We start from the raw sequence: 14,533 nt of genomic DNA, 5'->3' as shown, positions 1-14,533 counted from the left end.
TGTTCCTTAAAGCAAAATCTTTTTAAAAGGAACTAAGCTTACTCTAATCTGTGTGGTCCATAACTAACAGCATCAATCTACTTCCTCTAAAGATTTGCCGCCGGTTCTTTCTCCCAGCAGCAGTACCACAAGGGCTGAAAAGATATACAGACCCGCTATTCCCATAAATAAACTTTTAAAACCAAAAGCCGCCATAACCGTGGGAATAAAAAGCTGCGATCCTGACACGCCGAGGCGCTGGCAGGCATTAATAAAGCCAACCGATGTATTGCGCATTTTTGTCGGGTAATGTTCAGGAACATAGGCCATGCTGATAAAACCGGTTCCCATAATCGCCGCATTCATTAGGAAGCCAACGAGCATGGTTGCCATATAGGTATTTCCCAGGCCTGCAAAGATTATCGTCATACAGACTAAGAATAGAGTGCCAATCCCTATAGGTATTTTCCGCCCTCCCTTATCGGAGACAAAGGAAGAAAGGAAGATCCCGACCGGACCGCCAAGCATGGAGGCCGTTCCTACACTTAAGCTTTGGACAAGGGTAAACCCTTTCATATTCAGCAAAGTGGGTGTCCAAACTTGTGTGGCAAAGGTTCCCACATTGATGGGGATTCCTATCAGAAGCAGGATGATTGTTCGTCTAAGGTATTTTCCGGAGAACATGCCAATGAACTGTTCACTTGTTTTGAGTTTCTTAGGGACATTGCGGGCGGCTTCACTTAAATCGACGGCAATTCCGGTAAGATCTTCAACGACCTTTTCAGCTTCACTTATTTTCCCCTTGGCGACGAGCCAGCGCGGAGACTCTTTAAGATAGATCAGCCCCAGAAGAAAGCCAATAAAACCTATTCCGCCAATATAGAAAATAATCCGCCACGCTTCCGGGCTCATGGGGATAATCGCTCTTGATATAAGGCCGATCACAGGCATTGCGCAGAAACCACCGGCAGCAGTTAAGCTCTGCCATTTTCCGCGGGATTCACCAGGCGCCATCTCCGAGAGATAGGCTACCGAAACCACCATCATACAAAAAATTCCGAAACCGGTTAAGGCTCTTGAAATCATAAAAATTGAGAAATCACTTGTTAAACCGTTAACTACAGACATTGAGGAGAAAATAAGGATCGCTCCTAAGAAGGACTTGCGGCGTCCGATAAGATCGGAGATGATTCCGCCGACAAGGCCCCCACAGGTCATACCCAGGAAGTATAAAGAGGTTACGTGAGCAATTTGTCCTTGTGATACGCCCCATGACTTAATAATCGCCGGAGCAACAAAGGAAAAATTGTTGTTATCTAATTGCTCAAAAAAGTAGGATAGAATAATGATAAAGAATAAGAAGAGGTGCTTTTTGGTTACTTGCAGTCCGTCAAAATAATTATTTGATTTTTTCCTTGGCGTATTAGCTGAACTATTGCTTATCCCTGGACTAGTTTGGCCGGGTAAATTTGTTGAAATTCCCATCTTGCCACGTCCTTTCTAATGCCTGGGTGATAGTGATAGTTGTTTTCCTGCGCCTTTCAATTGCTTAATAAAGCGATATAGCCCAATTCAGGTTGAATTATATGACGGAAGATTTTGACTCCTGGGGAGGAGAACCCTCCTCCCAGTTAAACTCGATCATGATATCAGGCTTTAAAGTCGGATTAGTCCAGAGTACTCACTGCCTTCCTCAGCGTTTTCAACCGGAGCTGCTTCTTCGGTAGTAACACAGAAACCGTCGACATCACCGTAGCCCAAGGTTCCAGTCACTTCGACCACATCGTCACACCCCAAGGGTGCGGCTCCAGGCATTCGAAACTGGGTAACATCGACCCGTTCAATGGCCACTTCTTGCGGTTTTTCTAATTGAGGAACCCAGTCATAGGGCAAACGATAAGCACGGTAAACCATATTGAGTTTAAAGCTTTTGCCCCAATAGGGCGAGATAAACTCCCAGACCAATTCATGCTCTTGCGTTACCTCAAAAATTCTGCCGCCGGAGCCTTCCGTAATCAGGGTGTTTCCATTAGGTAATCTTTGGGCACTGCTGATAAAAGGGCTGTAAAAATAATGAGAATGAAAAGGCTGGAGATGACCGGCTTCAGTGGGAGTATACTGCCAAAGGATTTTGAAGCTGACAGGATCGATTTCCAGAACCCGCGAATGATCCCGACGATAGGCTTTTGTCCCGTAAGGGCTGGTCATACTGGGGAGTCCGTAGCCGGCCCAGCCGCCATTGTCAAAGATAAGGATATTCCCTTCCCCAGGGAGTCCTTTCGGAATTAAGTGGCAGTGATGTTGTCCAATAATTATCCCCAGTTTTTTCAATTGTTTACTGGAGGTAAAGTCCGGACCGAGCTTCCAGACAATTTTTCCGGTTTCTTTGCTGATAATAGCCATAATATTGCTCTCACGGGCATCCCAGATAATGTTATCGGGATGGAAGCGCTCGTCGCCTTGGTCATACCATTTGTTGGGTCCCAGAGCGGACATGGAATTGATATGCATCCAGTCCCCCATACCGCCGCCGCACTCGTGCATATTAGGATCGCGGAAAAGAACATTTTTTTCGGCTTCGGAAAAGCCCAATTCCTCAAAATGCTCGCTGCAGATCCATTCCCAAACAATATTTCCCTCCCAGTCCACTTCAATAATGGTATCATCGAGCAAAGTCTTATCTGAGATCTTGTGATTGACGAGATTTTTATGACATAAAATCAAAGTATTTCCACTGTTGACTTTAGGATTCATACCCGGAACGTAGTATCCTACCGGATTCCCTTCCCTCTGATAGTCATGGTGTTGTCTGGCCATCCAGCGGGGTTCGTTTCCCGGGTCTTCGATATATTCATATTGATTGAATTCCCAAACGACATTTCCCTCCCAGTCTACTTGAATCAGGTCAATGTCGTCCTGATAACCAAATTTTGTATCCCTTGTGCCGCGATGTCCCAGAACATAACCACCCGGGAGCATTTTATTGGGAAATCCCTGAAGTCCTTTCCAGAGCTTAACTTCTTTGCCATTCATGTCAATCAGCAAAGCCCCCAGCTCCTGGGCTTGAAAAATCGTGTACCCATTGTAGGCTTTTTCCGGATTATAAATTGTAGTACCTGTTGGATGCACGGTCGGCAATCCCATTGTAAACCCCTCCTCTTTTAAGGCACTCACGTCTTGTTCTCGTTCTCTCTTTCACATTTAATTCTATCCCACCTCCTACTTCTCTTTATTAATTCTCAGTAACCAGGGTGACCATCACTTCTACTCTGAAGCAACAGGGTACAAATTTTCGCGAACTCCTGAAGTATAGTCTGGTTTTTTTATAGTCACAATTAGTATATTTAATAATTCAACCATACTATATATCCTCAGGATAGTCTGTAGTATTAGTTACATTCTAAAATTTTTTATCCGCTGACTAATCCGCCCTAAGACTCCCGCTTCGGCAAGCGGTGGGTTAAGAGCGGATTAGTCAGCGGATAAGGGCGACTAAGATTCAGAGGGAGTTAAAACTCCACCTGAATCAAGCCTTCTTTATAGTATAAGGCATCAATAAAAAAGCCCTTGCGGCAAACTGATCAGCGTCCATCAACTGTTGTTTGCCGCAAGGTACTGTCCGGGGGCTCCTCTTCTTTTTTACCGTATTCTTTCAGCTATTTCCCCAGCCAACATATTCGTAAACTGGTCAATTGCCATTGTGCCAAGGTCCCCTTCTTTTCTGGACCTTACTGCTACTGTCCTGTTTTCTAATTCTTTGTCCCCCAGAACAAGCATATAGGGTGTTTTCTCCATTTGGGCTTCGCGAATTTTGTAGCCTATCTTTTCGTTTCTCGCATCGACTTCCACTCTTACCCCTCTATTCTGCATCAGCCTTTGCACCTCCAGGGCATAAGCATGATGCTTGTCGCTCAAGGGAAGAATTTTCACCTGCAGCGGAGACAGCCAGGTTGGGAAGGCGCCTCCGTATTTTTCGATAAGCAAGGCCAAGGTTCTCTCATAGCAGCCTAGAGAAGTTCTATGAATTACATAAGGATATTTCTTCTGACCGTCACTGTCGGTATACTGCATGCCAAATTTTTCCGCCAACTGAAAATCTATCTGGACAGTTATTAGCGTATCTTCCTTGCCAAATACGTTCTTTATTTGAATATCAAGTTTAGGTCCATAAAAAGCGGCTTCTCCCTCCTCTTCTTCATAGCTCAAATTAAGTTTATCCAATATTTGTCTCATTCGATTCTGTGCTTCTTCCCATTGATCCTCTGTTCCAATATATTTCTCCTTGTTCTGAGGGTCCCATTTGGAAAAACGGTAAGAAACATCTTCATCCAGGCCGACTGCCTTAAGCATGAAATTTGCCAAATCAATACAATTAGCAAATTCCTGGTCAAGCTGATCCGGCGTACAGGCTATATGACCTTCAGAAATTGTAAACTGCCTTACTCTGATTAGTCCATGCATCTCACCTGAAGATTCGTTTCTAAATAACGTCGATGTTTCATTAAACCTCATAGGCAAGTCGCGATAACTTCTGGGCTTTGCCAAATAAACCTGAAATTGAAATGGACAAGTCATCGGCCGCAGGGCCAAAAGCTCCGCATTTTCCTCTTTCTCATTCCCCATAACAAACATGCCTTCCCGGTAATGGTCCCAATGTCCGGAAATTTTATACAAATCACTTTTAGCCATAAACGGCGTTTTGGTTAGCATGTAACCCCGGCGCTCCTCTTCATCTTCGACAAAACGCTGGAGAATTTGAATAACCTTCGCACCTTTGGGCATCAATATTGGCAAGCCCTGACCGATGTAATCGACAGTTGTAAACATTTCCAACTCGCGTCCGAGTTTATTGTGATCTCTCTTCTTGGCCTCTTCAATTCGTGCGAGATATTCATCCAACTCACTTTTCTTGGGAAAAGAAATTCCATAGATTCTCTGCAGCATTTTATTCTTTTCACTGCCTCGCCAATAGGCACCAGCGGACTGGGTCAGCTTGAAAGCCTTAATCTTATTCGTTGAAGACAAATGGGGGCCGGCGCAGAGATCAACGAATTCTCCCTGTTTGTAGAAGGAAATCTCCTCTGTTTCAGGCAAATCCCGGATAAGTTCCAACTTGTAAGGTTCGTTTCTTTCCTCCATCAACTTAATAGCTTCAATTTTGTCAAGAGTAAAGCGCTCAATTGGCAAAGCCTCTTTTATGATTTTTTCCATTTCCTTCTCCAGCGTTTGCATAACCTCAGGTGTAAAGGTTTGATCACTGTCAAAATCATAGTAAAACCCGTTCCTTATGGCGGGACCGATGGCAAGTTTGACTTCCGGATAACGTCTCTTTACTGCCTGAGCCAGGATGTGGGATGTCGTATGCCAGTAGGCAAGTTTTCCTCCTTCACTGGCAAAGGTTAAAATCTTCAATGTACAATTATTTTCTAATTTGTAACTCAAATCCCGAATAACACCGTCAACTTCGCCTACTAAAGCCCCCCTTGCCAGCTCCGGACTTATAGTTTCGGCAACTTCTTTAATAGTAATGCCTTTGTTATACTCCTTACAGCTTCCATCTTTCAGCATAATCTTAATCATACCTGAAATTACCTCCCATTGATTGATTTTGTCTTATAATTATAAAAACTCCCGTCCCTTACTTAACGTAAGGGACGGGAGTTTATCCCGCGGTTCCACCCTAATTTTAGCTCATTAATGATGATAACGGAATCACCGTTCCGGCTCGGAGGTGGTCTTCAGATGTCTTTTTTTAAAAGCACTTTCAGCCGCTGATGCTTTCTCTCTGAAAAGCCAGATCATCCTACTCTTCTCGTCATAGCCTGCCAGTCTATATTTAGTTATTAATACTATTCCCTAGTTTTATTATTGTCAAGCGCTTTAGAGAGGGGCTTAATCTCCTAAAAACCAGAATAATTCCTCTTACTCTATCTGAATGTCCGGCAAGACAAGAAAATAGGTTTGCATTTTGGTGTGATAAATATTATATTAGCTGTAGTAAAACTTAAATTCATAATAAGGGTTTATGTTTAGTGTGTCAATATTTTTTTACTTGTGCCAAACCAAAATGATTGAATTCGGAGATGCTCTCAGGCTATCGGGACAAAGCTTAAGTCCTAGCGTCAAAAATTGAATTCGCAGTCTAAAGAAGGAGGAAACCGATGCCTATTATCACACGGTTTTTTAAGGACAAGCGCTTTCGCGTGATCATCTTACTGTTTTTAAGATTTATAGTTCAACTTTGGTGGATAACTAAGAAAAAGCGATTTCTTAGCGAAGAAAAATATCAAAAAGAGGCAAAAGCACTCTATCGGAAGCAGGCCAGTGCCTTTGCTGAGACGGCGGGAGAACTTGGAGGGCTTCTGATCAAGTTGGGACAATTTTTCAGTTCCAGAGTAGACGTCTTGCCTGAGGAGTATACAAGTGAACTGGCAAAGCTGCAAGATGCCGTTAAACCTGTCGGAACGCCGGAAATTATCCAGCGAATTGAAGAAGAATACCGCTGTGCCATTGCTGAGGTTTATACAAATTTCTCTCAAGAACCGGTTGCTTCCGCCTCTTTGGGGCAGGTTCATACGGCGGAGATAAAAGGTCATAAAAAAGTAGCCGTTAAAATACTGCGCCCTGGCATTGAAGAAATTATTCAAACCGACTTTAACGCTCTCCGGTTTATGGTGACCTTCGCCAAACGATACCCTAAGATCAGAGCGGCCGTTGATTTAGAGCTGATTTATCGTGAGTTTGTGGCAACAACACTTGATGAACTGGACTACATCAAGGAAGGCAGGCATGCGGATATTTTCAGAGCAAATTTTTCCGGGAACTCTAAAATCAGCGTTCCTGAAGTGTATTGGGAATACACAACGCAACACGTTCTGACGATGGAATATGTCTCCGGTTACAAGGTAAACGATTATGCGGCTCTGGAGAAGGCCGGATTAGACCGCTCCGAGATTGCCGACACCTTGATCTCCGCTTATGTGCAGCAGCTACTGAACGACGCCTTTTTTCACGCAGATCCTCATCCGGGTAATTTGCTCGTTAAAGAAGACGGAACACTCGTTTTTATAGATTTCGGAATGGTCGGACGGATTGAAGAAGACATGCGAGAAAAACTAATTGCTTTCATCATTGCTTTATTCCAAAAAGACACCGATCAAATGGTGGCTGTCTTTGAAAAACTCGGTTTCCTCAGGCCGCATGCTGAAAAACAAACCTTAGCCAAAGGACTTAAACTTCTATTGGCAAATGTCTTCGCAGATCCCAGCCTAAATAAAGTCAATTCTGACGAATTCCTTTTAGAATTAAGAGAATTTATGTATTCCCAACCCTTTCAGATTCCGGCTCAGACTTTGTTTTTAGGAAAATCGCTTTTAACGGTTACAGGAATCTGCGGCGGATTAAACCCTCAGCTTGATCTTATAAAAACTCTGCGGCCTTATGCTGAAGAGCTGCTCTTGGGACAGGGAGCGGGAAATGCCCCTAAAAGATTAATTTTTGACCAGGCAAAGAAGACTTTCACTGAAGTTATTTCCTTGCCGGGAAAGCTAAACCGCTTTATTACCGGGTTAGAACTTGGTGAGATTAAAGTTTATCCAGCCAAAAGTTTTGAGTTGAATCTCTTACAAAACCAAAGGGCTCAGACAAACCAAATTGTCCGAGCGATTTTTAGCAGCGGTTTCCTAATCTCCGGAGCTATTTTACTGGAAGGCCCCTATTTTAAGGCTGGGTTAATATTGGTTTTTCTTTCAGCCCTTGCTTTCCTTACTGTTATCAAAGGCAACTCATATTCTTCCGCTTCCCCAAGAATGGGCCGAAGAAGCCGAGCCATGGGGCAGGCACCAGGATTTCGCAAACCGCGGTTTCATCCCTAAAAACAGCTTTTTCTAGGTTGGCTATCTGTTTCCGAAGACGCTTTATAAAGATGGCTTGATTCAGGTGGAGTTTTAACTCCATCTGAAACTTAGTCGCACTTAGCCAGAGATTTAGCCGCTCTTAACTCACCGCTTGCCGCAGCGGGAGTCTTAGAACGGATTAGTCAGCGGATCAAATTAAATTTGAGGTTCATACAAATTTAAATAAAGTAAAAAAGGAAGGGATATTTATGAATCGAGAGACCTTTAAATTCGCTTTTACAGAAAATGAAAATGGCTTTACGGTCACACTTCAAGGGGACAAAGAAAGTCTGAGGGCGAAGTTGGAAGCATTTGAAGCCTTCTTGAATTTTAAAGAGAAAGCCAGGCAGGCCGGTTTCGAACATCCTGACGGTTCCCCTATACATCAGTTTTTTAAAGCCATGCACAAACACCATGCACATCATAGCGGAGGACGAGGGCCATGCGGCTACTCCTTCAATCACGAGCACCATTTCAGAAACTCTTCAGAAAGAGAAACTCCGGTTCAGCAAAATGAGGACAGCAAAAAGACGGAAGAATAGCAACGGAACCGAGGCTGCGGCCTCGGTTCTTTTCTGACAGGCAATTATAGTTCTGCTGGAGTCTGCGCCTGACATAATTCTTAATTATTTTCAGAGACCACCTTGGGAAGTATAACACTCTCACCACGTATGTACTGCCCGATCATTTTGGCAAGTCCGCTGGCTTCTTCCCAAACTTGTTGTGTTTCCACAGCGCTGCACAAGTCAGCGGATGCTTTTGCATCAGGGCCAAATTTCTTTTGTACGCCGCTAAAATCACAGTTGTCGCCAGAGCCGCAAGTAAGGCACGGAACATTGCCGACAATACCTAATTGTGCAACGTGATTCATTTTCTCCTTATTTATTTCCGCTGCCATTGACTTCAGAACAGTGGCTGCCGTTTGTGAAGATAAGCTGGAGACAACAGTTACGACGATTCTGCCCTGATTAAGGCCTCGGACATGCCGCATCGACCAGAGTCTTTCCAAAAAAGACTTTGTATAAGCGTCAAGCATTTCATAGGGCGTGTAACCACCGATGATTAGAGCTTGGGATTCTTTCACTTTTGGGGCAAGTTCCTGGAAATCATCCAACACCTTGCAAAGGTTATCAGTGACACAAGCTTTACAAGCGCGGCAAGGTCTTACATTTATATGGCTGAGCTTGACAAACTCGTAATCCACTCCGCTTGATTTTAGCATTTGAATAATCAGGCGATCGGTATTACTGTTTGGTATAGGGCTACCTGAAATACCAATAATTTTGGGAGACATGCCAATCCCCTTTCTTTTAATTTATTACTGTCTCTTAGTATAAGTCTTAGAGAAGAAATTGTCTGTTAAATGTTTAACATTTTGCCATCCAAAAACTAACAATTTTAGGACTATAATTCTTGTTCTTCCTGCTTAATTAGTTCTCAAATGAAAGAGTTGGGAAGATCTCAGCGGATACACCAAAGCAAACTACAATCGGAGTGAAAGTAATGAATCATCTAATTGTTTTAGGAACAGGATGTGCTGCAGTAACTAAGTGCTATAATACCTGTTTTGCCCTTTCAAGTGAGGACCATGAGTATCTATTAGTTGACGCCGGTGGCGGCAATGGCATATTAGCCGCTTTAGAGAAAGCCGGAATTTCCTTAGCCAGGATTCATCATGTTTTCGTTAGCCATAAGCATTCAGACCACTTACTGGGGATGGTATGGATTATACGAATGGTTGCTTCGTCTATACTTTCAGGTCAGTATAGCGGGAATTTAAAAATTTATTGCCATGAGGAGCTTACAGACACTATCATAACTCTCGCAGGTTTAACCCTTGATCAAAAATTGACGGATTTAATCGGGAGCCGAATTCTCCTCATCCCGCTGTATGATGGGCAAACGAGCAATCTCTTAGGTCGGGATTTTACTTTTTTTGATATCCATTCCAGCAAAGCAAAACAGTTTGGCTTTACTGTGAAACTGAGTAACGAAAAACTTCTTACTTTTTTAGGAGATGAACCCTGTAATGAATTATGCAGAAAATATGCCTTAAATAGTGATTGGCTTTTATCTGAGGCCTTTTGTCTTTATTGTGACCGCGAAAAATTCAAGCCTTATGAGAAGGATCACAGCACCGTTAAAGATGCCTGCGAACTTGCCGCTTCCCTTAATATTAAAAACCTTGTACTCTGGCACACGGAAGATACCAATATAACCCGGCGAAAAGAGCTTTATACTGCCGAAGGGAGAAAATATTACAGCGGAAACCTGTTCGTTCCCGATGACCTCGATACAATTACCTTATAGCGACAAACTGCTTTCGCTACTTGACGAAAGAACATCCCGGCAAGAACAGTAAAATAAGCTCTGTCAGCAGACAGAGCTTATAAAAAAACACACAATAGGTGAACTTTGATTATGATACTAATCGATTATACTGTTCCAATAACATTTCACTCGTTGCGCCAATTTCTTCTAAAGCCTGGCCAATAGCCTGCATGGATATTGAATCGGATTGTGAACGTTCGGAAATCTGCAGGATGGATGTATCAACTTGCTTGAATTCCTCAGTTAAAAGCTCCATTACGGGAATAATCTTACCACTGACTTCCTGTATGTTCTGAATGAGGGTGCGGATTAATTCGACTGATTGACGGCTTTCGTCCGCAAGCCGTTTAATTTCCTGGGCTACCACAGTAAAACCTCGTCCTGCCTCGCCGGCTCGGGCTGCCTCAATCGACGCATTAAAACCCAAGAGGTTCGTTTGATTGGCAACTCGTTTTATGAGTTGAACTGTTTGGTCAATTTGCGAGGCGGCCTTTTCCAGATCTGAGGAAATATTGATTGTGAGTTCAACCTCCTGCAATTGCTTCTTAATCATCTGCTCCGTGTCTCCAATTGATTTTTTTGTTAATCCCATGGAATGAGTAATGTTGCCGGAGATCGCCATTACTTCCTGTATCCTGCTATGGAGAGTGTTGGAGATTTCCTGAGCTTCTTTAGCCATGGCTTGATAGTTAAAAAGCGTTATACGTTCTATGATATCCATGATTCCTTGAGGTTTTATCGTCCGATTAAAGGAAATAATCTTGCAGTCGGGACGAAGTGCGTCCCGATATTGGCTAAACAGAACTTCACCTGAGCCGACAAAACCTTTCGCTCCAATGAGAGCCTCGGCTTGCCCTACTCTTTCCTTAACTTCGGCAGCCGTTAATTCATCAAAAGGGATGACTAGGTAGTTAAATTGATCAAGCCCATAAGAATGAAGATATGTCACAATTTGATTTCCTTGAGCGGAGTTATTATTAAAAATGCCGATTGTCTTTCCTGCGGGAATTTTAGCCACCTCGACATAAAGCTGAGGCTCAGGAACGAGTTCAATTCCCAGAATTTTTTCCCTTGGTATGAATTGAGAGGCTTGTTCGACACGAGTTGGAAGCACGATAAATAAGTCTTCGGGAAGATGTTTAGGCAATTGTCTGATATCATATTTGTCGAGCAACTCCACTTTATTGTTGAAATACATTTTTGTGACTCGATAAAGTTCCTCGGCAACTAACAAAGAACTTCCAATCGTGGAAACTTTCATCATACTCATAAGAGTAATCACCCCTCATTTGTTCTAGTTCCTCCATACCGGTTAAGCACATTCTTACTTTGCCAGAGGCTTGCTGCCAACTTTCGGCAATTTATCAGTCTAAAGCAAAGCCAGAATGTAATTGCCTGCTGATAAATTCAGGAGCAACTTAATGCATCTTTATATTAGCCTGCATCAAGTTGTGAAATTTGTCAAGAAAAGTATTACAAGGATATATTGATAAAGTTATATAATAAAAAAGGTAGCAGCACCCGTTGTAACTGACTTTTGCACTGCTCCTTTTACATAGGACTCTTACGCCCCTCCGGAAAACAATGGGAGCTAACTGCACCCTATTCTTCCTTTAAATCTCATATTCTTGAGGCTCAGCTTTAAAACCTCCTTAACCAGTTCATTATGCCGTCTACTGCCTCCCTATATCGCTGCCCAACTAACAAACCAGTGTGAGTTTTGTTATAAAGTCCTATATATTCAGCCTTAAGCTGCTCAGCAGTCGCCCTGCCTCTTCTGTCATCCTCATCACTGTTCACGGCCTTAATTACAAGGCTTGGGCAAGTGATCAAACTGCCATCTATAGAAATTCCTCCCTGTGCTGCAAAAGGAAACATAGCGTTTCTGGCCTTTGATGATTCCATGGCCAGGTATTTTTTTTGAAAAGCAAGATCATCTGCCGATTCGTCGATGCTGAAATACTCCTCACGGGCTGGGGCAGGTTCTACAATTTCCGCTATAATCTCACACGATTCTGTGTAGGGGGCTATTGCATAAACTTCTTTACTTATGCTTGTGTCTATTAGCACTAAACCGGCAAAGGTAATTGTTTCAGCTAACTTTTGGCAGAGGATTCCCCCCATGCTGAAGCCGATGACTATCGGAGACTCACCACACTCATCAGTTATCTCCTTAATATCATCCAGATAATCACGGTAGGTTATCTTCGTCATATCCATCACTCTGCTTTTATAGTGACTTCTCATATTCATTGCGTAACATTTCCACCCTTTGCCGACAAAGTGCGGAATGTATTTACTCCACATCCAGCTTCCGGTATAAGCACCATGCACAAAAAGCAGAGGGGGCTTTTTGCCAATTGCTTCCGGATGGCTTTTGCTTTCATAAATCTCTAAGAATAAGTCATTTTCTCCAATATATTTTTCAATATGCTCCGGCAATAGTTTGCTATAATCTTTCATGTTCTCATCGTTCCTTTCGCCGTTACTGGCAATATAGTTTGATATCAAACTATATTGCCAAAAATTTTAGAAGCTTTTATAAATCTTATTTAAAATTCTTACTAGCTCCTCCTTTTCTTCTTCTGAGATGTCCGAATAAAAAACAGCCAAAGTCTCACTTGATATCGCTGCAAATATGGGCTTCAAGCCGCTCCCTTTTGAGGTTAAGGTTACATAAACGACCCTTGTGTCCTCTGTATCTCTTTCTTTGGTCACATACCCGAATCTGACCAGTTTGTCAACAAGTGCCGTAACTGTAGACTTATCCCTGCCAATCTTCTCGGCAATCTCTGCCATAGTTAATCTTGGTTTCTTGAAAAGAGCGTTGATGATATCGCCATGTGAAGTCACAATACCTTCTATCCCATATTTCGACATCTCCGCCACAATAAACCTGTTTGTTTTCTCTCTGATTTTGGAAATTAATGATATAACATCTTGCGTATTCATTAATTGCATTATAGTTTGACGTCAAACTAATGTCAACAGTTAGTTCCACAAAATCTGCGCAAAGAGGCTTCCGGCCGATTATAGTGCAACCAAAATGGAAACATAAAAAACGGAGCCGGAGCTGCAGCCCCGGCTCTTCCAAATTTACAACGAATTAGAGAATTTGCGCTTGGAGATTAGCCTTATCCATACTACATTCCAGCTCTTTAATCTTCTCCCCTTTGTTTAGAACAACAACGGCGGGAACAGCTTTTATCCCATACTTTTGGGCAAGATTTCTCTTAGTCGCCAAATCCACTTTGATAATTTTATAGTCTTGATTATGCTCTTGCTGAAGCTCTTCCATAAGGGAAGTGAATTTAAGACTCTCTGTATTGGAAGCATTGAAAAATACCAGTAAAACTTTTTTATCACTAGTTGCGATATTGGTTCGAAAGGCATCGAGCTCTTCCATGTAGCGCTCCGCTGCTACGGCAGCCGTAGCTCCATCACCGGCCGCCGAAACAACCTGCCTTAGGTATTTGACTCGGTTATCCCCTACCGCATAAACGCCCTCCAAATTTGTTTCCATCAAGCCATTGACAGGGATATATCCCCTCTTATCCAGCTCGATTCCGCTCTCTTTGAGATATTGGGTAGATGGTACCATGCCAACAAAGAAAAACACACCCTGGCATTCCAATTCGGAAGAACTGCCGGTCTTTAAATTTTTTATTTTAACTCCTTTAACCTCTTCCTCGCCCAACACTTCTTCGACGGTAGAGTTCCAGATAAACTCCATTTTTTCATTTTGAAAGGCGCGTTCAGCACTGATCTTGTTGCAATCCAAAATTCCTTCATCATGAAGTACGATGACCGTAACTTTTTTGGCAAACTTGGTAATATACATACCTTCCTCAATCGCTTGATCACCGCTGCCAATGACTACGACATCTTCGCCTTCAAAAAATTCGGCGTCACAAGTGGCGCAATAAGCAACTCCACTGCCTTGGAGACGTTTTTCTCCGAGAATATTCAGAAGCCTCGGCTCACTCCCGCAAGCGATGATCACAGCTTTAGCCGTAAACTCTTTACCCTTTTTTGTTTGAATCACTTTATTTTCTTGGGAAAAATCAGTACGTATGACCTGGTCTCTTATAAACTCCACACCGAAACTTTCGGCATGTTTTTTAAAATCCAGCATAAGCGCGGAGCCGCTGATTTGTCCGTAACCAGGGTAATTGACAATCTCACGTGTTGTATTCACCAAGCCGCCCAGAGTACCTTTGTTGATAATCAGAGTTTTGAGCTTAGCTCGGCCTCCGTAAATGCCGGCGGATAGTCCGGCGGGTCCCCCGCCAATAATTATTAAATCATACATATTAGCCATTTTTCAT

At 42.9% G+C, this 14,533-nt stretch carries 11 protein-coding genes; 3 read left to right on the top strand and 8 right to left on the bottom strand.

Annotated features, from left to right (window positions below; genetic code table 11):
• Positions 1–72: 72 nt before the first annotated feature.
• The 3 genes from REC12_RS13245 to thrS all read right to left on the bottom strand — a co-directional run bounded on the left by REC12_RS13245 (position 73) and on the right by thrS (position 5,559).
• Positions 73–1,464: an MFS transporter gene (locus tag REC12_RS13245; protein WP_308895180.1), complete on the bottom strand. Its 1,392-nt coding sequence runs from the start codon at positions 1,462–1,464 to the stop codon at positions 73–75.
• Positions 1,465–1,635: 171 nt separating this feature from the next.
• On the bottom strand, positions 1,636–3,123 hold the full coding sequence (locus REC12_RS13240) for an aryl-sulfate sulfotransferase (protein WP_308895178.1): 1,488 nt from the start codon (positions 3,121–3,123) through the stop codon (positions 1,636–1,638).
• Positions 3,124–3,618: 495 nt separating this feature from the next.
• Positions 3,619–5,559, bottom strand: a complete 1,941-nt coding sequence (thrS, locus tag REC12_RS13235; RefSeq protein ID WP_308895176.1) for a threonine--tRNA ligase — start codon at positions 5,557–5,559, stop codon at positions 3,619–3,621.
• Positions 5,560–6,140: 581 nt separating this feature from the next.
• Here thrS and REC12_RS13230 point away from each other — a divergent pair.
• Both REC12_RS13230 and REC12_RS13225 read left to right on the top strand, forming a co-directional pair.
• Entirely contained in the window at positions 6,141–7,853 is a 1,713-nt protein-coding gene (locus tag REC12_RS13230; RefSeq protein WP_308895174.1) for an ABC1 kinase family protein, read from the top strand.
• 230 nt (positions 7,854–8,083) lie between these two features.
• Positions 8,084–8,416, top strand: coding sequence for a hypothetical protein (locus REC12_RS13225; protein WP_308895173.1), 333 nt, complete (start codon positions 8,084–8,086; stop codon positions 8,414–8,416).
• A gap of 80 nt (positions 8,417–8,496) precedes the next feature.
• On the opposite strand, the gene REC12_RS13220 is transcribed toward REC12_RS13225, so the two are convergent.
• Positions 8,497–9,168, bottom strand: a complete 672-nt coding sequence (locus REC12_RS13220) for a flavodoxin family protein (protein WP_308895172.1) — start codon at positions 9,166–9,168, stop codon at positions 8,497–8,499.
• A gap of 209 nt (positions 9,169–9,377) precedes the next feature.
• Here REC12_RS13220 and REC12_RS13215 point away from each other — a divergent pair, with 209 nt between their 5' ends.
• On the top strand, positions 9,378–10,184 hold the full coding sequence (locus REC12_RS13215; protein WP_308895171.1) for an MBL fold metallo-hydrolase: 807 nt from the start codon (positions 9,378–9,380) through the stop codon (positions 10,182–10,184).
• Between the two features lie 109 nt (positions 10,185–10,293).
• On the opposite strand, the gene REC12_RS13210 is transcribed toward REC12_RS13215, so the two are convergent.
• The 4 genes from REC12_RS13210 to trxB all read right to left on the bottom strand — a co-directional run bounded on the left by REC12_RS13210 (position 10,294) and on the right by trxB (position 14,526).
• Positions 10,294–11,475 (bottom strand): methyl-accepting chemotaxis protein, encoded by a 1,182-nt coding sequence (locus tag REC12_RS13210; RefSeq protein ID WP_308895169.1) that lies wholly within the window; start codon positions 11,473–11,475, stop codon positions 10,294–10,296.
• Between the two features lie 371 nt (positions 11,476–11,846).
• Entirely contained in the window at positions 11,847–12,647 is an 801-nt protein-coding gene (locus REC12_RS13205; protein ID WP_308895167.1) for an alpha/beta hydrolase, read from the bottom strand.
• Positions 12,648–12,734: 87 nt separating this feature from the next.
• Positions 12,735–13,157 (bottom strand): MarR family winged helix-turn-helix transcriptional regulator, encoded by a 423-nt coding sequence (locus REC12_RS13200; RefSeq protein WP_308895166.1) that lies wholly within the window; start codon positions 13,155–13,157, stop codon positions 12,735–12,737.
• Between the two features lie 154 nt (positions 13,158–13,311).
• A complete protein-coding gene (gene trxB / locus REC12_RS13195) occupies positions 13,312–14,526 on the bottom strand; it encodes a thioredoxin-disulfide reductase (protein ID WP_308895164.1) in 1,215 nt (404 codons plus the stop codon).
• Positions 14,527–14,533 lie beyond the last annotated feature (7 nt).

This window comes from Candidatus Desulfosporosinus nitrosoreducens (genome assembly GCF_030954495.1).
Lineage (GTDB): Bacteria > Bacillota > Desulfitobacteriia > Desulfitobacteriales > Desulfitobacteriaceae > Desulfosporosinus > Desulfosporosinus nitrosoreducens.
The sequence above is the reverse complement of the archived record's forward strand: the minus strand, read 5'-3'. Positions and strand labels throughout refer to the sequence as shown.

Coding starts and splice junctions, on each gene's coding strand:
- REC12_RS13225 (WP_308895173.1), top strand. CDS start 8,084: ATGAATCGAGAGACCTTTAAATTCGCTTTTACAGAAAATGAAAATGGC.
- REC12_RS13220 (WP_308895172.1), bottom strand. CDS start 9,168: ATGTCTCCCAAAATTATTGGTATTTCAGGTAGCCCTATACCAAACAGT.
- trxB (WP_308895164.1), bottom strand. CDS start 14,526: ATGGCTAATATGTATGATTTAATAATTATTGGCGGGGGACCCGCCGGA.
- thrS (WP_308895176.1), bottom strand. CDS start 5,559: ATGATTAAGATTATGCTGAAAGATGGAAGCTGTAAGGAGTATAACAAA.
- REC12_RS13240 (WP_308895178.1), bottom strand. CDS start 3,123: ATGGGATTGCCGACCGTGCATCCAACAGGTACTACAATTTATAATCCG.
- REC12_RS13215 (WP_308895171.1), top strand. CDS start 9,378: ATGAATCATCTAATTGTTTTAGGAACAGGATGTGCTGCAGTAACTAAG.
- REC12_RS13210 (WP_308895169.1), bottom strand. CDS start 11,475: ATGAGTATGATGAAAGTTTCCACGATTGGAAGTTCTTTGTTAGTTGCC.
- REC12_RS13200 (WP_308895166.1), bottom strand. CDS start 13,157: ATGAATACGCAAGATGTTATATCATTAATTTCCAAAATCAGAGAGAAA.
- REC12_RS13230 (WP_308895174.1), top strand. CDS start 6,141: ATGCCTATTATCACACGGTTTTTTAAGGACAAGCGCTTTCGCGTGATC.
- REC12_RS13245 (WP_308895180.1), bottom strand. CDS start 1,464: ATGGGAATTTCAACAAATTTACCCGGCCAAACTAGTCCAGGGATAAGC.